Raw genomic sequence first — 20,269 nt, 5'->3', positions numbered from 1 at the left:
CACCACAGAAAGCCCGCCATGCGCTCACTTCTACTGCTCTTTCTGGGCATCCCGATCCCGATCATCATCCTGATCGCCCTGTTCACTTGACGCTCCCCCACCCCCACCGAAAGGACATTTCATGATTCTCAGCAACACGCCCAATTCGCCCGTGCCCGACACCTCCCTTCTCCCGGACAGCGAAAGAATCGCACCGGTTGCCGCCGACACGATCGACAAAGCGGTCCAGGGCGCCCACAAAGCGGTCGACCGTTTCGCCGACACCGCAGCGCCCACCGTGCGCCAGCTGGCCCAGACCGGCGATGCATGGACCGCCAGCTGCCGCGCCACCGTGCGTGAACAACCGCTGATGGCCTTGCTGGCCGCGTTTGCGGTCGGTGCGCTGGTGGGCCGCATCACGCGCTGACCCCTCCACGATCCGCCATGAAAAAGGCCGGGGGTGCATGGTTTGCACCTCCGGCCTTTTTTCTTTTGACTCCCGGCACGCTGTGCCGGAAGTTGCTGGCGCCCGGGCTCAGGCCAAGGTGCGCACCGAGGGTTCGCGGGCCCACTGGCGCGTGCACGCCGCGGCCACAAACGCCTGGGCGTCGTCTGCACCCACCACGCCCGCATCGGCCTTGATGCCCGCGGCCTTCAGCACCGCCTGCGCACCCGCGTCGGCTGCGATCGCCTTGAGGTGGCCGAAGGCGTCGCGCACAAAGTCCACCGCCGCCGCTTCACGGCTCAGGGCCTTGCCGGCAGCGTCAGAGAGCACCAGTGCCACCGCATCGAACAACACCGAAGGCGTACCGGCCAGTTGCCCATCGGCCGCCAGCTTCTTGCCGTTGGCCAGCGTGACACCACCGACCTTGGGCGCCACGATCTTCACACGTGCACCGGCCGCTTCCACCGCCTTTTTCAGCGCGGCCACGGCCGCGCCGTCCGAGCCATCGTCCACGAGGATGGCAACACAACGACCCTCCAGCGTCGCCTTGGCGTTGTCGATGATGCTAAGCGCCGCCGAGGGCGGCAAGTCCATCACCGGCTGAGCCGGGGTGGCTGGCGCTGGCAGCGTCTCCATGCCCAGACCATCGGCCACGCGCTGGCCCAGGGCTTCATCGATCACCAGCAGGTGTGCCACCATGGCCTCGCGCACATGGGGGTGTTCCACCTTGGACAGCTCGAACACCAGCGCGGACGCGAGGTGGGCCTGCTCGGGTTCGCTCTGGCTGATCCAGAACTGGCGCGCCTGGCTGTAGTGGTCGGCGAAGCTGGCCGCGCGCACACGTCCGCGCTCACCACCCTCGTCCAGCGCCACACTGGCAAAGCCTTGGGCGCGGTCGGCGCGTGGTGACTCGGCCAACAAGGTGCTGGGCTCATAGGCCACACGCCCGGTGGGCTGCGTCATCTGCATGTGACCGTCGCGCTGCTGGTTCGCGAACGGGCACTTGGGCGCGTTGATCGGGATCTGCGCAAAGTTCGCCGATCCCAGGCGCGAGAGCTGCGTGTCCAGGTACGAAAACAGCCGACCTTGCAGCAGCGGGTCGTTTGAAAAATCGATGCCGGGCACCAGGTGCGATGGGCAAAAAGCCACCTGCTCGGTCTCGGCAAAGAAGTTGACCGGCCAGCGGTCGAGCACCAGGCGCCCGATCACCTTCAACGGCACCAGCTCTTCGGGAATCAGCTTGGTCGCATCGAGGTGATTGAACGGAAACTTGTCGGCCTCGGCCTGCGTGAACAGTTGCACCGCAAACTCCCACTCGGCCACTTCACCCGCGCCGAGCACTTCAAAGAGCTCGCGGCGGTGGAAGTCCGGGTCGGCACCGGCGATCTTCACGGTCTCGTCCCACACGGTGGACTGCATGCCCAGCTTGGGGCGCCAGTGGAACTTCACAAAAGTCGGGTTGCCCTGGGCATCAATCAGCCGGAAGCTGTGCACGCCGAAGCCTTCGATCATGCGCAGCGAACGCGCGAGCGTGCGGTCCGACATGATCCACATCACCATGTGCATGGACTCGGGCGTGAGCGAGATGAAATCCCAGAACGTGTCATGCGCCGAGGCGGCTTGCGGGAAGCCCCGGTCGGGCTCCATCTTCACCGCGTGCACCACGTCGGGGAACTTGATCGCGTCCTGGATGAAGAACACCGGGATGTTGTTGCCCACGATGTCCCAATTGCCCTGGGCCGTGTAGAGCTTGATCGCAAAGCCACGCACATCGCGCGGCGTGTCGGACGAGCCCGACCCACCGGCCACGGTGGAAATGCGTGAGAACACCGGCGTTTTCACACCGACCTCGGTGAGCACCTGGGCAGTGGTGTAGTCGGCCAGCGAATGCGTGAGCTCGAAGTAGCCGTGGGCACCGGTGCCGCGCGCGTGCACCACGCGCTCGGGAATGCGCTCGTGGTCGAAGTGGGTGATCTTCTCGCGCAGGATGAAGTCTTCCAGCAGCGTGGGACCCTGGGGGTGGGCCCGCAGCGAGTTCTGGTTGTCCGAGACCACCAGACCTTGCTGAGTGGTCAAGGGCGGGTGTTCTGCGTTGGCCTGCTGGTGCAGTTCGCCACCGGTGCCCAGGTGGGCGTCTTGCGGTTGGTTCTTCGCCATCGGTGTTCCTTCGGTCAGTTGGATGGGGCGGGCACTTGCGTGAGCAGATCCGCCAGTTCGTCGGCGTGCTCCTCTTCCACCGCGAGGATGGATTCGAGCAGGCGGCGCGTGGTCGGGTCGTCGTTGCCCACCGACTCGATCGCGTGGCGGTAGCTGTCGATCGCGATGCGTTCGGCCACGAGGTTTTCGCGAATCATCTGGGTCAGCGAGCTGCCCTCCACGTACTCGGCGTGGCTGCGCTTGGTGAGCGAGTCGGGCGAGAAGTCGGGCTCTCCGCCGAGCTGCACGATGCGTTCGGCCAGCTGGTCGGCGTGGCCCTGCTCTTCGTTCGAATGCACCAGAAACTCGGCCGCCGTGGCGTGCGAGTGGATGCCGCTGGCCATGAAGTGGTGGCGGCGGTAGCGCAGCACACACACGAGCTCGGTGGCCAGTGCATCGTTGAGCAGGGCGATGATTTCGGTGCGGTCGGCGCTGTAGCCGGCCGTCACGGCGCCCTCTTCCATGTGCTGGCGCGCACTCTTGCGCAGCGCCGGAATGTCCAGGGGTTTCAAGGGTGCGTTCAAGGTGTGCTCCGATCGGTTGGTGGTTTTGGTCTGACCCTCCGAGCATCGGCCTTCACCCCGGCCGCGTCGGTGCTTTGGCGAACACATCGCGCTCGCACGGCTGCGCCACGCAGCCCCGGGCGTTCGCTGCGCGCTCAGGTCTTCGCTTTCATGAGCGTGTCGTGCAACAGTTTGTCGGCCTCGTAACAGCTGCAGGCCCTGGCCTCCAGCCCTGTTCGATCCAGCACCTTGAGCTCGCCCCGCGTGTACTGGATGAGCCCCTCCTTCTGAAGATCGCTCGCGGCCTGGGTGACCCCCACGCGGCGCACGCCCAGCATCAACGAGATGAACTCCTGCGTGACATGGAAATGGTCGGCGTGCGCCCGGTCCTGGCTCATGAGCAACCAGCGCGCCAGCCGCTGGCCGATGGGGTGGAAACGCTCGCAGGCCGACGCCAGCGCCTGCTGGTGCAGGCGGATCAACAGGCTGCGCTGCACCAGACTTTCCAGCGCCGGCATGTCGTCCATGGCCTGGCGAAGGGTCTTCGTTTCAATGCGCCAGCAGGAGCCTGCGCCCTGCACCAGCGCGCGCCAGGGGGTGTTGGCCAGGGCCAGCACCAGTTCGGAGCCGAGCATCGACTCGGCGCCGACCATGCCCACTTCCAGCGGTGGGTGGGTCTCGATGTCGATCACCAGCGAGATGAATCCGGTGATGGGAAAGTAGGCGTGTGTGAGCAGAGCGCCGCGCACGCTCAACTCGGTTGAAAGCACGAGCTCGAACGGTTCACAAAGGGCCAGAAAACGCTTCTGGACGCCCTTGGGCAAGCGTTCAATGAGATGGTTGTTGGTGTGCTGCATGGGGTCCGCCTGGTACACAAGCGGAACCCCTCCCAGGGTGAACTCATGCGGGTTGCACGGGCACAGCGCCCGGCAATCCCTGGACCATCTTGAACGCTCAGCGGTCGCGCTTCCGTCTGCCACCGTACACACAGCGGGGCTGGAGCGAAATGGATCAGAGCTGGGTGTCGATGAGCGAGGCCAGCCACTCGGTGAACTTCTCGCGCACGGGCCGGGCCTGCCACTGCGCGTAGGTCACCGGTTTCGCCAACGCGAGATCGGCCTCGAAGGTGGCGGTCTGGATGCGCGCGAAGTCCTGGTCCACGATGTTCAGCGTGGCCTCGTCGTTGAGGCGGAACGACCGGTTGTCGAAGTTGGTGGAGCCCACCGAGGTGAGCAGGCCATCGACGATCAGCAGCTTGCAGTGGTACATGGTGGGCACGTACTCGGCGATGGTGGCACCGGCCTGGAGCAGCGGTCCCCAGGTGGCCCACGAGGCGTTGCGCACGGTGTCGCTGTCGATGTGTTCGCCCGGCACCACGATGCGCAGCTTGACGCCGCGCTTCAACGCACCGGTCAAGGCCTGCAGCGTGAGATCGTCCGGCACGAAGTACGCGGCCGACAGATCGATGGTGCGCGTAGCTGCGGTGATGGCCAGCAGGTACATGAGCTGCATGCTCTCGCTGCCACCACTGGGCGAGCTGCTGAACATCTGCGCGAGGGACGGACCCACAGGAGACAGGACGGGAAAGTAATCCGGCCCGTGCAGCACGTCGCCCGTGACCTTGATCCAGTTGTCAATGAAGACCGACTGCATTTGCGCCACCACCGGGCCTTCCACCTGAAAGTGGGTGTCGCGCCAGTGCTCGGGGTCCTGCGCGCGGCCGGTCCATTGCGGCGCCACGCCCACACCGCCGGTGAAACCGAGGCGGCCATCGGCGATCAGCAGCTTGCGGTGGGTGCGGTTGTTCAACCGGCCCAGGTTTGACCAGTGCGGTGGATGAAACCGCTGCACCTGCACGCCGGCCTGCTCCATCAGGGCCATGAGGTCCTCGTCCATCTTCGCGCTGCCCACCCAGTCCAGCAGCACATGCACCTTCACCCCGGCGCGCGCACGTTCGGCCAGTGCCTCTGCAAACCGGCGCCCGATGTCGCCCGACCAGTAGATGTAGGTCTCGAAGGTGATCGACACCTTCGCACCGCGAATGGCGGTCAGCATGGGCGGAAAGATCTCGTCGCCGTTGAGCAGCGCTTGCACCTGGGTGCCCGGTAAAAACGGAGGTCCCAGCAACACGCCCAGCTCCTGCACGAAGCGGGGATCGTCCAGCGAATACAGCCGTTCGATGCGGCGTTCGATCTTGGTTTCGCCGCCGACAAAATTGGCGATCAGCACGCCGGCCACAGCACACAGCAGCGCCACGATCCCCGCCACAGCCCAACGCGACTTGTGCAGCATGCGCAAAGGCCCCTCAGTGGCGTTGGCCGGCGCTGGCCGACGCCAGCGATTGATGCTGATGCACCCGAACCATCAGGTTGCGCTGCAGGAGCGCCTGCAGGGTGGGCAAGTCGGCCATGGCCTGGCGCATGCCCTGTGCGTCGATCCGCCAGCAGGTGCCGGCCACCTGCACCACCGAGCGCCAGGGTGAAGTGACCACCCCCAGCAACAACTCCGACCCCAGCATGGACTCGCGCCCCACCACGCCCACTTCGAGTGGAGGGTAGCTGTCGACGTCAACCACCAGCGAGATGAAGCCGGTGTTGGGAAAGTAGGCGTGCGTGAGCGGTGTACCGCGCTCGCTCAACTCGGCCGAAAGCCTGAGTTCAAACGGCTCGCACCGGGCGAGGAAACGTTTCTGAACCCCGTTGGGCAGGCGTTCGATGAGGTGGTTTTCGGAGCTGGGCATGGCGCCACTGTGAGGCACATGCCCGGACTCAACCGTCTGACAGCGAACATACGAACCAATCTTCCCGAAAGAATCAGCGCGCTTCGGCGACGGGCAACAGGCGGTCGTATTCCATCTTCACGACGCGGTAACACTCGCAGGTGCGGTGCTCCAGACCCGGGCGGTCCAGCACCGAAATATGGCCGCGTGCATAACGGATCAGGCCGGCGGCTTGCAGCTTCAGCGCGGCCTCGGTCACACCCTCGCGGCGCACGCCCAGCATGTTGGCAATCAGCTCCTGCGTCATCACCAGTTCGTTGCCGGGCAGGCGGTCCAGGCTGAGCAGCAGCCAGCGGCAGAGCTGCTGGTCCAGCGAGTGGTGGCGGTTGCACACCGCCGTCTGGCTCATCTGGGTGATGAGTGCCTGCGTGTAACGCAGCATGAGGTGCATCACCGGGCCGGCGCGCTCGAACTCGCCCCTGATCGCTTCGGCGCGCAGGCGGTAACCCATGCCGGCGCTCTGCACCACAGCGCGGCTCGGGGTGGAGCCACCGCCCATGAAGATGGCAATGCCCACCACGCCTTCGTGACCCACCACGGCGATTTCGGCCGAAGCGCCGTTTTCCAGCACATACAGCAGCGAGACGATGGCGCTGGTGGGGAAGTAAACGTGGGTCATGGCCCCACCCGACTCGTACAGCACCTTGCCCAGTGGCAGATCGACCAGCTCAAGCTGGGGGTTCCAGCGTTCCCATTCCGCCTCCGGCAACGATGCCAGCAACTGGTTCTGAAGGGGGGAGTCGGGTTGGGTCAAATGGTTTTCCTCCGTGATGGCTGCTGTCGCGGAAGGCGAACTGGCACTCGTTCTGCTTTTTTAGCGGATATGTGGCGAGCATGGCACGGAACCAGACTCGCGTCCGTACGAAACCGAACATATAAATCGTCACCCCCCCGGCGCGGTCTCCAGCGAAACCACAAACACGCTGTGGGCCGGCAGCGTGGCCCAGGCCAGCGATTCGCCCACGGCCAGGAAGCCGACGCCCTGGCTGCCCCAGGTGGCGCGCACCGCGTCTGCACTCTGGCGCACCAGCACAAAACGCAGGGTGCGGCCGTCGCGCACCAGCGTGATCTCGGCGCGCGGCCAGTGCGCCGGCAGGCAGGGCGTGAAGCACAGGTCGTGCGCCGTCATCTTCAGGCCCAGGATGGACTCGATGGCCGCGCGATGCAGCCAGCCGGCCGCGCCGGTGTACCAGCTCCAGCCACCACGGCCCACCCAGGGTGGCTGGCTGTACACGTCGGCCGCCATGGCGTAGGGCTCCAGGCCGTACGCGGCGCCCCACGTCGGGTTTTGCGCGCGGTGCGCCGGGCTCAGCCAGGTGAAATGGCGGTAGGGCTCGTCGCGCGTGGCCGAGTCGCCCGGCTCCTGCACGGCCAGCGCCGCCACCGCCATGAGGCCCCACACGCCGGCGTGGCTGTACTGGCCGCCGTTTTCTCGCACACCCGGCGGGTAGGCCTGGATGTAGCCGGCGCTGGGCTGTGCCCGGGCGAGCGGGGGCGCGAGCAGCTGGAGCAAACCGGCGTCGTTGTTGAACAGGTGCTCCGCGGCGGCCTCCATGGCCTGGCGCTGGCGCTCCAGCGGTGCCTGCCCGCTGAGCACCGACCAGGCCTGCGCGATCAGGTCGATGCGGGCCTCGGGCTGCGTGTGCGAACCGAGCGGACTGCCATCGTCAAAGAAGGCACGGCGGTACCAGCCGCCGTCCCAGGCTTCGGTCTCCAGGGCCTCGCTCCAGCCCGCCAACGCGGCCTCCCAGCGCGCGGCGCGCTCGTGCTCGCCGCGTTCGCGCGCCAGCGGAATCCAGTCGCGCACCACGGCACACAGAAACCACGCCACCCACACCGACTCGCCGCGGCCTTCGTGCCCCACGCGGTTCATGCCGTCGTTCCAGTCGCCCGTGCCCATGAGCGGCAGGCCGTGTACGCCCACCGGCAGGCTGCGGTCGATGGTGCGCGCGGCGTGTTCGAACACGCTGGCCATCACGCTGCTCACGCGCGGTGTGTCGTAGGCGTCTTCGGCGCCGGGCGCGATCGTCAGGTCTTCGAGGAAAGGCACGCTCTCGTCGAGAACCGCAGTGTCGCCCGTGGTGCGCAGGTAGTGCGCACAGGCAAAGGGCAGCCACAAGAGGTCGTCGGAGAAATGCGTGCGCACGCCGGCGCCACCGGGCGCATGCCACCAGTGCTGCACGTCGCCCGCCTCAAACTGGCGCGAGGCACACAGCACGATCTGATCGCGCAGCAGGCGCGGCGCGGCCCAGGTGAGGGCCATGGTGTCCTGCAGCTGGTCGCGGTAACCGGTGGCACCACCCGCCTGGTAGAAGCCGGCCTTGGCCCACAGGCGCGACGACACGGTCTGGTAAAGCAGCCAGCGGTTGGTCATGGCGTCGAACAGCGGGTCGGGCGTGACGACGGTGGTCGCGCCCAGCAGCGAGTCCCAGCGGGCCTTGGTGGCCTCTTCGCGTTCGCGGGGCACGCGCTTCATGGCGCGCACCGCGAGTTCTTGCGCGGCCGCGGGTGACGCAGCAAAGCCGAGCAGGTAAACCTGCTCCAGGGTGGCCCCGGGGCGCACCGTCACCGGGCGCGAGAGCGCGGCGCACGGGTCGAGTCCGACGCCGCGGCGCTGACCCAGCCGCAGCGGCAGCCGCAGCTGGCCTTGCGCGTCAAAAAAGGCGGCGCGGTCGCAGGTCCAGTCCAGGCCTTCGCTGCCGCCCGGCGTGGCGAGGGCTTCCACCAGAAACGCGGTGCCCCCGCCCCATCCGGCACCGGCCTCGGTCTGCGTGGCCATCAGGCCCACCAGACCGGTGGGGCCACCCACCCGGCAACGGCGTGTGTGCAGCGTGGCGCGGTCACTGCGCTTCTCGCCCATGAGCCACTCGACCATGGCCACGGTGCGCAGGTGGGCCATCTGGTGGCCGCGGTTGACGATCTCGATGCGCACCTGCTTGACCGCGGTCTCGGCGTCCACGCTCCAGTGCACCGCGATGTCGAGATCCCCGCGCCGGTGGCTGATGCTGGTGCGGCCCTGCGCGTGCACCACGCTGTATGTCGCCTCGGCATCGCCCCAGGCCGAGGGCGCGAGGCTCCAGACCTCGTGCGTGCGCCGGTCCTGCAGCAGGAACCATTCCGCCGGCGTGTCGGCCACGGGGTCGTTGCCCCAGGTGGTGAGCTGGTTCAGGCGGCTGTTGCCGGCCCAGGTGTTGCCACCCCCGGTCTCCGACACGATGGCACCAAACGCCGGGTTGGCCAGCACGTTGACCCAGGGCCGGGGTGGCCGTTGGGTGGCCGACACCTCGAACACAAAGCGCCGACCACTGGCCTCGAACGCGCCGGTCGATGGCGTGGGCCCGGCGAGCGGCGCGTGGGTGGGAACACGCTCGTGGGGCGTGCTGCGCAGGCTGGCCTGCGCGGCGTCGAAGCGTGCGCTCCAGGTCTGTATCTGCTGCGTCCAGCCCACCCCGTTGGCCCGCAGGTGAATGCGCGCCAGCGCGTCCAGCGTGGACAGCTGCTCGGGTGTCAGCGCGTCGGGGCGCAGCAGGTGCAAGGCGCCGATGACCACGCCTGAGTGCGGCGCATGCAGTTGTTCGCGCAGCAGCGCCAGCTCGCGCTGCAAGGGCATCTGGTACGAATGCGCTTCGCTGCTGAGCACGACCACATCACAAGCCACGCCGGTGCGCGACCACTCGTTGAGCGCTTGCACCACACTGCGCAGCAGGCCCAGGCCCTGGGGTGAACCCGCGCTCACCAGCACCAGGGGGCGCTCGCCCGAAATGCTCAGCGGCCAGAGCGTGCGGCGGTCGCACACGTGGAGGACCTTGCCGTCGGTGACCGGCAGGTCCACCTTGGGCAGGGTCATCAGAAGCGCCGTGGTGAGCGCCTGGAAGGCGGGCAAATGCTCCATGCGCGGACGCCCGGGCGCGAGCTGGATGCTGGCCAGCGTGGCCGACATCACCGAGGCGCGTTCCACCGAGCTGGGCTGGCGGTACTTGTCGACGATGGCCATCAGCTGCGCGGGGTGGTCGCTGGCGGCGGTGGCGAAGGTCACACAGGCCTGCGCGCCGGGCTTCAGGCGCAGCTTCACGCCCAGCACCGCCACCGGATCCAGCCCGGTTTCCAGCGCGGTGGATGCGGTGGGCACGGCGTTCATGCGCGCCAGCGGCTGGTCGGCACTGTGGTTGCGCCCGAGCCAGTGCGCCCGGTCGGTCTGGCAGTTCAGGCCCAGCACCTCGCCACGCACGTCGGCCACAAAATGCGCGGCCTGCACGGTGCTCTCGGTATGCAGGCGCGGCGTGCGCACAAAGCGCAGGGCCTGCTGGTCGGCCAGCCAGTCGGCCTGCACGAAAAAGTTGGAGAACGCGGGGTGGGCTTCGTCGGCCGCAGCGCGGGCCAGCGTCACCTCCATCGCCGAGATCAGTTCCAGCTCCATCACCGCCTCGCTGCGGTTGGTCAGCACCACGCGCTTGAGCTCGATGTCGTCCTCCGGGCTCACCCACACCGTGGTCTGCACGGTGAGCTCGGTCCACAGGGCCTCCAGCACCACACGGTCGGTGTGGAAGGTGCTCTGGTAGAGGGCTGCCGGATCGGGCGCGGGATGGCTGCTCACCGACACCGGCGCGGTGTGCGGGTTCAGCCGCAGGTACACGAAGCTGCCGCAGGCGTCGCGCAGCGCATCGTCGCGCCAGCGGGTGATGCCGGTGGCGCCCCAGCGGCTCCAGCCCGCGCCGTTGGCGCGCAAGCTCACGCTGTAATGCCCGTTGGACAGCAGGTGTGTGGGCTCCAGCGCCTGTTGGCCGGGCACCACCGTGCGCACGTGGTCCTGCGCGCGGCGGTGCAGCGCCTGCAGCGGCAGGTTGGCCAGAGGCTGGTGCACCAGCGCCGACAAGGCGCGCGGAGTGCGCTCGTGCAGCAGCGACGACACCGCTTCCAGGCTGGGGTGGGCCATGCCCCAGCGCTGGGCAACGTTGTCGCGCAGCACATTGGCCAGCGCCACGATGCTCATGCCCTGGTGGTGGGCCATGTAGGTGGCCACGGGCGTGCAGTGGCCGCCCTGCGTCTGGCGCGCGGCGGTGAAGTCAAGCGCCTCGATGAAACCGTATCGACCCCGCGCTGCCAGCCGCGTGAGGTGACCCAGGTTCCGGCAGGCCAGGTGCGGGTTGACCAGCGTGGCCAGCGCGGTGGCGTACGGCGCGATCACCTGCTCGTCCAGCGGCGTGCGGCGCAGCGCGAGACGGGGCACACCTTGCGGCGCGTACTGGTAGGCCAGCGAGTGGTCGCGCCCGGCGTAGGCACTTTCCGACATGCCCCACGGCATGGCCTTGCCCTGCACATGCGCGATCTGCTCCATGAGCGCCGAGCTGCCCGCTTCACGCAACACACTGCCGTGCGGCTCGGCCATCACCAGCGTGGGCATGAGGTACTCGAACATCGAGCCTGACCACGAGCGCAGTACCGCGTGGCGGCCGTTGGCAAACAGCGGGCGGCCGAGTGCGGCCCAGTGCTTCATGGGCACGTCGCCCTTGGCAATGGCCAGCAGGCTGGTGCTGCGCGACTCGGAGGCCAGCAGGTCGTAGAACGATTTGTCGAGCGACTGGTCGTCAAGCCGGAAACCGATGTGCAGCAGGTGGCGCTTGGGGTGGTACAGAAATCCGAACTCGGGCGCCCAGGCGAGCTGTTCGAGCTGGTCGGCCAGTTCCAGCAGGCGGCGCGTGGCGCGTGGTCCCCCGCCCTCGGCGGCAGCGCTGCGGTCCAGCCCCACCGAGCGCAGCGTGGCCAAGTGATCGCCCAGCAGCGCGTGCAGGCTGTCGTGGTCGCGCGCGATCTCGTCCTTCTCGCCGGAGCGGGCGGGGTTGGGCTCGGGGCGCGGGTGCGGGATGCGCACGAGCTCGAGCCACGCGGCGTCCAGCAGCTCGGCAAAAGCCGCGCCGGCCTCGGCGTCCAACGGGTCGGGCAGCGGCACGCGCAACACCTGGCCCAGCGCGCTCTGTGCCAGCGGCTGCGCCAGGGCAGCTTCGAGCCACGCCTGCTGGTGCTGCAAGGCCGGCTCCAGCCGCTCCTGGCTGCGCTGCAATGCCTGTGCCGTGGCTTGTGTGGCGTGGGGATCGCGCGCCAGCAGTCGGCAGGCCTGGGCCACCGCGAGCAGGTGCACGCTGAGGTTGCCGCTGTCCACGGTGGACACGTAGCGCGGCAGCAGGGGCTGCAGGGTTTGCGTGTCGTACCAGTTCAGAAAATGGCCGCGGTGGCGCTCCATCTGCTGCAGGCTGGTCAGCGTGGCTTCCATGCGTTGCAGCAGGTCTTGTGTGCCGATCCAGCCGAACTCGCGCGCACACGCCGTGCTCAGCAGGTACAGGCCGACGTTGGTGGGCGAGGTGCGGTGCGCCACCATGTCGTACGGCAGGATCTGCAGGTTGTCCGGCGGCAAGTGGTGGTTCTGCGTGTCGACACAGCGTTCAAACAGGCGCCAGGTATCGCGCGCGAGGTCGTCGAGCAACACGCGGTCGGCGCTGCCGAGCGGTCGCTCCGCGCTGCCAGGCCATGGCTGGTGGGCCAGCCAGGACATCAGCGGGGCCAGCGCCCAGAGCACCAGCAAGGCCACGCCCAACACCGGCGGCTGTGGCGTGGTGAGCCAGAGCAACGCCAGCAGCGGCAAGGCCACCAACGGCTCCAGCGCATGGCGTTTGAGCAAGGGCCCCAAGCCCGGGCGCAAGGCCGCGCTGGCCGCGTCGGCCGTGGTCCAGGCCAGCAACTGGCGCTTGGACACGGCCATGCGCCACGCGGTGCGCACAACAGCATCGGCCGCGCGCAGCGCCTGCTGCAGGAGCTGCACGATGTGCCACACGCCCCCCAGCAGCGCGCGCAGCGTGTCGGCCGCGGCGGCGCGGGCAAAACGATCGCCCAGCAGGCTGGCGCGGTGCGGCACCCAGCCGGCGAGCGCGCCCAGCACGGGAGCGGCGGCCTGCGCGGCCAGCGCCAGCCACAGTGCGGCGCCCAGATTCAGGCCCACGCCCCACATGGCCAGCAACAGCAGCAGCAAGGAAGCGGGTGTGACCAGCGAGCGGCGCAGGTTGTCCAGCAGCTTCAGGCGGTTGATGGGCGAGAGCTGCCAGCGGCGCGGCCGCAGCAGGAAGGGCAGCAACTGCCAGTCGCCGCGCGTCCAGCGGTGCAGGCGCGAGGCGGCCACGTCGGCGTGTTCCGGGTCGGACTCGATCAGGGTGATGTCGGTCACCACCGCACAACGCGCGAGCGCGCCTTCGAGCAGGTCGTGGCTGAGCACGCGGTCTTCGGGCAGGCGGTTGCCCAGCACTGCGTGCATGGTGGCCACGTGCAGCAGGCCCTTGCCGGTGAAGCTGCCTTCGCCGAACACGTCCTGGTACACGTCGGAGCTCATCGCGCTGTAGGGGTCGAGGCCGCGCTGGCCGGCGGTGATCCATTGCCAGGCTGTTGTGACCGAAGTCTCGGGCAGCGGCGGCACCACGCGCGGCTGCAGGATGCCGTAGCCCTGCACCACGCGACGGCCTGTGGCGTCCAGCACGGGCCGGTTGTCGGGGTGCTCGGCCACGCCCACCAGCGCGCGCAGCCGGCCCGGGGGCAGCTGCGTGTCGCTGTCGAGCGTGAGCAGGTAGCGCGTGCCGCTCGCCATGCGCGAGAGTTCGCCCAGCGGCAGGAACGGCCCCGCGTTCTCCTGCACCAGCGCGGCGACCAGCTGTTCGAGCTTGCCGCGCTTGCGTTCCCAGCCGATCCAGCGGCCTTGCGTGGTACTCAGGCTGCGCTCGCGGTGCAGCAGCAGGAAACGCGGCGCTTCGCCCGGGGCCACCGGGTGGCTGTCGTTGAGCGCAGAGAGCTGGGCCTGCGCCGCGGCGAGCACCGCCGCGTCACCCGGCAGCACCGGGCTGTCGGCATCGGCGAAGTCGCTCAGCAGCGCGAATTGCGCGTGGGCTTCGGGGTTGGCCAGAAAGTGCAGGTGCAACCGGTGCACCAGGGGCGCGACCGCGGCCGGGCTGCCCAAGAGCGCCGGCATGACGAGCATCACACGCGCCTGGACTGGAATGCCCTCGGCCAGCAGATAACGCGGCAGGTGCGCGGGTCGTGCCGATTCGGAAATAAGCCGGTTGACCACCGCCACCACCGTCTCGGAAGCGGGGAACACCATGAGCAACAACACCAGCGCAGTGACCGCGTGGCCCAACCAGCCATCGACTGGCAGCGCGGCCGACGCATAGACCGCCGCCACCAGCGCGAGCGAGCCGGCCAGCATGACCGTGAGGTAGGTGGGCACACGCGCCGTGCGCAGTGCCAGCCGCCGCCACACCCGGCCACGGTGGCGCAGGCCCAGGCGCTGCTCCAGTGCACCGCGACCGCCACCGGCCAGCCAATGGCCTGCGTGAGCGTCGTCCTGCATCAACACCAGCAGCGCGCGGGCCACCTCGGTTTCGCTGCGCTGGCTCTGCACGGCCAGGCGCTCGATGCGGTGCAGCGTGGTGCTGCGGGTGGCGTCGTCTTCGGCCGCGAAGACGTCGGACGTCAGCATGAGTTGCATCACACGGCTGGTGCGCTCCACCACGCCCGACCAGTCGGCCGCGCCGATGAGACGCAGCGAGGTGATGGCGTTGCCCACGCTCAGGTGGTCGGCCGCCTGGTCCGCGTGGTGCTGGGCCTGCAGGGCTGCAAGGTCGGGCACGACCTCCAGCAGCCAGGGGCGCACCTGCTGCAGGAACACATCGCCTGTGGGCGGGCGGTGGCCGTCGAGGTTTTGCGCCAGGTGGTAGACAAACACGCGGCCCACGCCGCGAAGCTCGGCCACGGTGTGCAGCGCCTGCACGGTGGCCAGGTCCAGCTCGTCGATGCGGTGCGCGATCAGGCTGGCGAGTTCGCGCGCGGCCTTGTGGCTGGCGATGCGGTCGGCCAGGCGGCGCAGGTTTTCCACCTGCACCACGCGCAGCGTGGTGGGCAGCGCCCAGAGTTCGCCGTGGCTGAGTTCGTGCACTTCCTGGTAGGCGTTGAGAAAGTGCGTGAGCAGGGTTTCGTCGAACGCGCCATCGGTGTGTGCCACGAAGGCCCAGGCGATGCTGTAGATGCGCGGCAGGCCCTGCAGCGGCGCGTCCTGCAACACGGGCAGCGTGCGGTAGTAACGTGCGGGCAAGCCGTCGCGGATCTCGCGCAGCTGGTCTTCGATCAGGTGGAAGTTGTCGAACAGCCATTCGGCCCCGGGGCTGATGTCCTGCCCGCTCAGCGCGTGGCTGGCAATGTGCTCGTGCGAGGTGCGCAGGCTCTGGATGTTGCTCTGCAGGCGTGGGTAAAACGTGGTGCTGCCAAACACCCCGCGCGCAGCGTGGTGCGACTCGGCCAAGCTGCGGCCGTGTTGTTCAAAACGGGTCAGGCCGAAGATTTCAGACCGGATGGGCTCCAGCGCCGGACCCAGCGCAGCGTCCAGCATGCGCCGCACAGGCGGCGGCACCCAGTCGGGATGACCGCTTGTTTCGCGCTGCGTCACCTACGACACAAGCCACGTGGTGCCGGCCAGCAGGGTGACGATGAACACGGTGGTGACCAGTCTGGGCATCACGAAGCCGCCAACCGCAGCTGCGCCGGTGCGCAAGGCGGGCCAGGAGCCGCGCGAGCGGCTGCACACCGAGAGGTGATCGGCCAGGGCCGAACATTCCATGGGCGAGGTGTCGGCCGGGTGCCCAAACGAAGAAGTGTCCCAACTCGGGGCAAAGGCGGTGGACTTCGGCATGGGATTCTCCTGATTGACACGCCAGCGGAAAAGGTCCGGATACGCGAACTCCTTTGTAAAGCCGCGAGGGGGTGCGGGTCTGTTCGGTGACGCACCCATGCCGCGTCGCCAGATGCAAGTCTGGTGACGTTCTTTACCGAGCCGACACCGTTCGTGCGTGCTACCGAACAGACCAGGGGCGCACGATCCCACATCCTTCAACCCAACGGCCGGGAACACAAACCGCCCCTCGCCATCCGGCTGTCACACCAGGAAACCACCATGAACAACATCGACAAACACCGCAGTCCTTCCCTGCGCCTCGCCGCAATGGCCACCCTGGCGGTGGCGGGCCTGGCCGGCTGTGCAGTCCCCTACCCGGTGTACGAGCAGCCTCAGGCGCAGCCCGCACCTGTGTACCAGTACCCGAGCCAATACCCGCAGGCCCAACAGCAGCAGGAACGCCGCGACTACCGCCGCCGCAGCCAGGAGACTTTGTATGAAGCCCCTGTGACGTCGGTGCGCGCGGTGGTGGGCCCCAACACCGGCCAGCGTTGCTGGATCGAGCGCGAAGAGGTTGTGCAGCAGCCGCAGCGCAACGTGCCCGGCGCCATCGCCGGAGCGGTGATCGGCGGCATCCTGGGTCACCAGATCGGCAACGGCTCCGGTCGCGACATCGCCACCGTGGGCGGTGCGGTCGCAGGTGCGGCTGTCGGCTCCAACGTGGGCCGCAACGGCTTCGGCGGCCAGGCACAGACGCAGGATGTGCAGCGCTGCACCCAGGCCAGCAACGGCCAGCCCGAGTACTGGGACGTGACCTACACCTTCAACGGCATCGGTCACCGCGTGCAGATGACCACGCAGCCTGGCCGCACCATCCTGGTCAACGCCAACGGCGAACCCCGCGTCTGACCACCAGACTTTTCTGAAGATCCCCCCCTTCCCCGCGCTGCATGCAGGACCACGTCCTGCCGGCGCGGGTTTTTTTTGGACGGCGCAAATGCGGTCCAATGGCGGCATGAACGATTCAGCCCTTCCCGTGCACGACACCGACCAACGCCTGACCGATCTGGAAATCAAGGCCAGCTACGCCGACGATCTGCTCGACACCTTGAACGCCCTGGTGGCCAGGCAGCAGGAACAGATCGACCTGCTGCTGCGCGAAGTGAGCCGCCTGCGACAGCGCGGGGGTGACGACGGCCAGTCGGCCGGACCACGCGACCCGCGCGACGAACTGCCGCCGCACTACTGAAGTGACTTCAGCCGCGCTGCGGTGTGATGGGTGTGCTGGCGACGCACACAAAGGCCGAAGCGGCCGCTGAAAAATCCCATTGCTCTGCCACGCAGCCGGCCACAGGCGTCCAGCGCACCACGTTGACCGAGTTGGGCACGCCGCTGCGCACGCGGCTGGAGACCGAGGTGCCTGCCTGCACCGCCCACACGGGGCGCTCCAGACCGGGCAGCGGCATCACATACGGCAGGTGGATGTGGCCGCCCATCACGATGTCGGCCCCCGCGGCGGCCCAGGCCTGCTGCGCGGCCGTGTGGTTGTGCAGGCGGTTGGGCAGGTCTTCTGCGCGCATGACGTCGATGGGCTGGTGCACCACGACCACGCGCAGTTGTTCCGGGGTGGCCTGGCGCAGTTGCCGCGCCACCGCGTCGATCTGTTCGCTGGAGACCTCGCCGTCCTTGTGGCGCCGGGCGCGCGTGGTGTTCACGCCGATCACCAGCAGCTCGCCCGAGGCGAACACGGGTGCCAGGTCGGGCCCGAAGGCCGCGCTGTAGCGCGCGTAGGGCCGCATGAAGCGGCTCCAGAGATCGAACAGTGCGATGTCGTGGTTGCCGGGCAGCGCGAGCAGGGGCGCACCCAGCCGGTCCATGGCGGCACGCGCGGCGCTGAACTGGTCGGCGCGGGCGCGTTGCGTGATGTCGCCCGAGAGCACCACCAGGTCGGGCCGCAGTTGGGCAGCGAGCACCACCAAAGCCTCGACCACGGGAATTCGTTCGGTGCCGAAGTGAGGATCGGAGACCTGCAGCAGAACACTCACGGCGCGATCTCCGGTGCTGCCTTGAGCAACCAGAGCGGCTGTGGCAACACGCGAATGTTCAAGGGCGAACGCATCCACGCCACCTCACCGTCGAACGCGACCTTCACCTTGCGCCGCCCCATCATCCGGGTGGGCTTGACCACCATGCTCTGGCACACGAAGCGCTCGATGCCGCTGGCCTCGCCCAGCTGCCCGAGGGCACCGCGCAGCATGAGCCCCAGCATGGCCAGGGTGCCGATGGGCTTGAGGATCACGGCGGTGATGTGCCCGTCGGCGGCAGCGTCTTCGGCGGGGGTGTCGGTGCCGGCCAGGCCCAGCTGCTCCAGTTGCAAGCGGTTGTTGCCCACGAACAGCGTGAGCGTGCGCACTTCAACGACCTTCCCGTCCCAGGCCATCGAGAGCTTGAGCCGGCGCTGCGCACGCAGCAGCGTGGCCATGCCAGCGCCAAACGCCACCAGGCGGCTGCGGCCGAAGCGCGCTTTCCAGCTCTCTCGGTCCTGCAGCAGATCGGGGTAGAGGCCCAGGCTGGCGTTGACGAGAAACACCTGATCGTTGATGGCCGAGATCTGCACCGGCTCGGGCCGTGCATCGAGCAACCAGCGCAGTGCCTCGGCGGTCTCAAGGGGTGCGCCATGCTCGCGCGCAAAGTAGTTGAAGGTGCCGCGGGGAATCACGCCCAGGGTGCACCCGGCCGCGTGCGCCGCCTGAGCCACGGTGTTGATGGTGCCGTCGCCACCCACCGCCACCACCGCCGAGCCATCGGCGCGGGCACGGGTCGCGGCCTCGCGGGCCACGCGCGCGAGTTCGCCGGGCGCTGCAAACACCACCGCACCGCTGCGCCCCGCCTCGCGCAGACCCGCCTCGATCACCTCGCGCGTGGCCTCGGCGTCGCCGTGGCCGGCCTGTCCGTTCACCACGAACTGCAGCGCCGCTGCCGGCTTGAACAGGGGACGCTGCATCAGCAGCCGACGGCCTGGCCGTCGCGGCGCGAATCGCTCGCCGCCACATAGCCCTCTTCCATGTCGTCGGCCAGGCGCCAGATGAACTGGCCGCTGCCGAAGTCCATGTAAGCGTCGGCAGCCGGCTCGAAGCGATGCCCCAGACCCTTCAGGCCTTGCAACAAGGCCGGCGCCATGGTGGTCTCGAAATCCACATTCATGCCGCTGCCCACCTTCCAGCGCGGCGCGTCGCAAGCGGCCTGAGGCTGCTGCCCATGGGCCAGCATGCGCACCAGCGTCTGCACATGGCCTTGCGGCTGCATGTTGCCGCCCATCACGCCAAAGCTCATCTGCGGGCGGCCATCCTTCGTGACGAAGCCCGGGATGATGGTGTGGAAGGGCCGCTTGCCACCGGCCACCTGGTTGGGGTGGCCCTCGGTCAGGGTGAAACCAAAGCCGCGGTTCTGCAGGCTCACACCCACCGACGGCACCACCACACCGCTGCCGAAGCCCATGTAGTTCGACTGGATCAGGCTGATCATCTGGCCGCTCTCATCGGCGGCGGTGAGGTACACCGTGCCGCCACGCGGCGGTGTGCCGTGTGCAAAGTCGCCCGCCCGTCCCGGCTGGATGAGTTTCGCGCGCTCGGCCAGATAGGCGTCGCTCAGCAGGTCGGCAGCGCTCACCTCGTTCATGTGGCCTGCGTCGGCCACCCAGCGGTAGGTGTCGGCAAAGGCCAGCTTGATGGCTTCGATCTGCAGGTGCTGCGACTCGACGCTGTCCACCGGCAGGTGGGCGATGCCCAGCTTCTCCAGCATGCCCAGCGCCATGAGCGCGGCGATGCCCTGCCCGTTGGGCGGAATCTCGTGCACGGTGTGGCCGGCAAAGTTCTTCTGGATCGGCAGCACCCACTCGGGGCGGTAGGCGTCGAGGTCGGCGAGGGTCATGGAGCCGCCGTTGGCCGCGGCGTGGGCGACCAGCGCTTCGGCGATCTCGCCGCGGTAGTAGGCCTCGCCGCGGGTGTCGGCGATCTTGCGCAGCGTGGCGCCGGCGGCCTTGAAGGTGAAGCGCTCGCCCGGCGTCGGGGCCCTGCCGTGCGGCATGAAGGCCTCGGCAAAACCCGGCTGGTTTTTCAGGATCGGCACCTGGCGCGCCCACTTGTCGGCAGTGATGCAACCCACGCCGTGGCCGCGCTCGGCCAGCTCGATGGCGGGCTCCAGCAAGTCGGCAAACGGCAGCTTGCCGAAGCGCTCGGACAAGGCCACCCAGCCGGCCACCGCACCCGGTGTGGTCACCGAGTCCCAGCCGCGCTCGGGCATCTTGCCGCCGTGGCGGCGCGCAAAGTAGTCGGTGTTCCAGGTGGCCGGGGCCACGCCCGACGAGTTGAGACCGTGCAGTTTCCCGCCGTCCCACAGGATCGCGAAGTTGTCGCTGCCCAGGCCGTTGGAGATCGGCTCGACGATGGTGAGTGCCGCGGCAGCAGCGATCACCGCGTCCACCGCGTTGCCGCCCTTGTGCAGCATGCGCAGGCCGGCCGAGGAGGCCAGCGGGTGCGAGGTGGAAACGACATTGCGCGCCATCACGGGGCTGCGCACGGTGGGGTAGGGGTTGGTCCAGTTGAAAGTCATGCGGTGTCCGGGTTGCATCAAACAAGGTGCAGGATATTCGATCGAGGTGAAAC

General features: G+C 68.3%; 14 protein-coding genes. 3 read left to right on the top strand and 11 right to left on the bottom strand.

Going from position 1 to position 20,269, the window contains the following annotated elements:
• Nucleotides 1-121: 121 nt before the first annotated feature.
• The gene (locus Q0C59_RS02840; RefSeq protein ID WP_291211424.1) at nucleotides 122-406 is read left to right on the top strand and encodes a hypothetical protein; all 285 of its coding nucleotides are present in this window, start codon (nucleotides 122-124) and stop codon (nucleotides 404-406) included.
• Nucleotides 407-514: 108 nt separating this feature from the next.
• Here the strand turns inward: Q0C59_RS02840 and Q0C59_RS02835 are convergent, their stop codons facing one another.
• The 8 genes from Q0C59_RS02835 to Q0C59_RS02800 all read right to left on the bottom strand — a co-directional run bounded on the left by Q0C59_RS02835 (nucleotide 515) and on the right by Q0C59_RS02800 (nucleotide 15,623).
• Nucleotides 515-2,581: a catalase gene (locus Q0C59_RS02835; protein WP_291211421.1), complete on the bottom strand. Its 2,067-nt coding sequence runs from the start codon at nucleotides 2,579-2,581 to the stop codon at nucleotides 515-517.
• Between the two features lie 14 nt (nucleotides 2,582-2,595).
• Nucleotides 2,596-3,084, bottom strand: coding sequence for a bacterioferritin (locus tag Q0C59_RS02830; protein ID WP_291211475.1), 489 nt, complete (start codon nucleotides 3,082-3,084; stop codon nucleotides 2,596-2,598).
• A gap of 194 nt (nucleotides 3,085-3,278) precedes the next feature.
• Complete coding sequence (locus tag Q0C59_RS02825) at nucleotides 3,279-3,980, bottom strand: Crp/Fnr family transcriptional regulator (protein WP_291211417.1); 702 nt, start codon at nucleotides 3,978-3,980, stop codon at nucleotides 3,279-3,281.
• A gap of 154 nt (nucleotides 3,981-4,134) precedes the next feature.
• Nucleotides 4,135-5,415 (bottom strand): phosphatidylserine/phosphatidylglycerophosphate/cardiolipin synthase family protein, encoded by a 1,281-nt coding sequence (locus Q0C59_RS02820; RefSeq protein WP_291211415.1) that lies wholly within the window; start codon nucleotides 5,413-5,415, stop codon nucleotides 4,135-4,137.
• A gap of 13 nt (nucleotides 5,416-5,428) precedes the next feature.
• Nucleotides 5,429-5,863: a hypothetical protein gene (locus tag Q0C59_RS02815; protein WP_291211412.1), complete on the bottom strand. Its 435-nt coding sequence runs from the start codon at nucleotides 5,861-5,863 to the stop codon at nucleotides 5,429-5,431.
• A gap of 73 nt (nucleotides 5,864-5,936) precedes the next feature.
• Nucleotides 5,937-6,656, bottom strand: coding sequence for a Crp/Fnr family transcriptional regulator (locus Q0C59_RS02810; protein ID WP_291211409.1), 720 nt, complete (start codon nucleotides 6,654-6,656; stop codon nucleotides 5,937-5,939).
• Between the two features lie 129 nt (nucleotides 6,657-6,785).
• Nucleotides 6,786-15,323 carry a GH36-type glycosyl hydrolase domain-containing protein gene (locus tag Q0C59_RS02805; protein ID WP_291211472.1) on the bottom strand — a complete coding sequence of 2,846 codons (8,538 nt, stop codon included), beginning with the start codon at nucleotides 15,321-15,323 and terminating at the stop codon, nucleotides 6,786-6,788.
• 57 nt (nucleotides 15,324-15,380) lie between these two features.
• Entirely contained in the window at nucleotides 15,381-15,623 is a 243-nt protein-coding gene (locus tag Q0C59_RS02800; protein ID WP_291211406.1) for a hypothetical protein, read from the bottom strand.
• Nucleotides 15,624-15,884: 261 nt separating this feature from the next.
• Between Q0C59_RS02800 and Q0C59_RS02795 the strand changes: the two genes are divergently transcribed.
• Together Q0C59_RS02795 and Q0C59_RS02790 are read left to right on the top strand one after the other, a co-directional pair.
• A complete protein-coding gene (locus tag Q0C59_RS02795; RefSeq protein WP_291211403.1) occupies nucleotides 15,885-16,514 on the top strand; it encodes a glycine zipper 2TM domain-containing protein in 630 nt (209 codons plus the stop codon).
• Nucleotides 16,515-16,620: 106 nt separating this feature from the next.
• Nucleotides 16,621-16,854 carry a SlyX family protein gene (locus Q0C59_RS02790; protein ID WP_291211401.1) on the top strand — a complete coding sequence of 78 codons (234 nt, stop codon included), beginning with the start codon at nucleotides 16,621-16,623 and terminating at the stop codon, nucleotides 16,852-16,854.
• Between the two features lie 7 nt (nucleotides 16,855-16,861).
• Here the strand turns inward: Q0C59_RS02790 and Q0C59_RS02785 are convergent, their stop codons facing one another.
• The 3 genes from Q0C59_RS02785 to Q0C59_RS02775 are packed head-to-tail and all read right to left on the bottom strand — an operon-like array spanning nucleotide 16,862 to nucleotide 20,216.
• On the bottom strand, nucleotides 16,862-17,650 hold the full coding sequence (locus tag Q0C59_RS02785; RefSeq protein ID WP_291211398.1) for a metallophosphoesterase: 789 nt from the start codon (nucleotides 17,648-17,650) through the stop codon (nucleotides 16,862-16,864).
• Nucleotides 17,647-18,609, bottom strand: a complete 963-nt coding sequence (locus tag Q0C59_RS02780) for a diacylglycerol kinase family protein (protein WP_291211395.1) — start codon at nucleotides 18,607-18,609, stop codon at nucleotides 17,647-17,649. The genes Q0C59_RS02785 and Q0C59_RS02780 overlap by 4 nt, the downstream gene beginning before the upstream one ends.
• On the bottom strand, nucleotides 18,609-20,216 hold the full coding sequence (locus tag Q0C59_RS02775; RefSeq protein ID WP_291211392.1) for a gamma-glutamyltransferase family protein: 1,608 nt from the start codon (nucleotides 20,214-20,216) through the stop codon (nucleotides 18,609-18,611). The genes Q0C59_RS02780 and Q0C59_RS02775 overlap by 1 nt, the downstream gene beginning before the upstream one ends.
• Nucleotides 20,217-20,269: the final 53 nt, after the last annotated feature.

The sequence above is a fragment of the Hydrogenophaga sp. genome (assembly GCF_022844385.1).
Classification (GTDB): Bacteria; Pseudomonadota; Gammaproteobacteria; order Burkholderiales; family Burkholderiaceae_C; genus Hydrogenophaga.
Note: the sequence above shows the minus strand (reverse complement) of the source record. Positions and strands in the feature narration are given on the sequence as shown.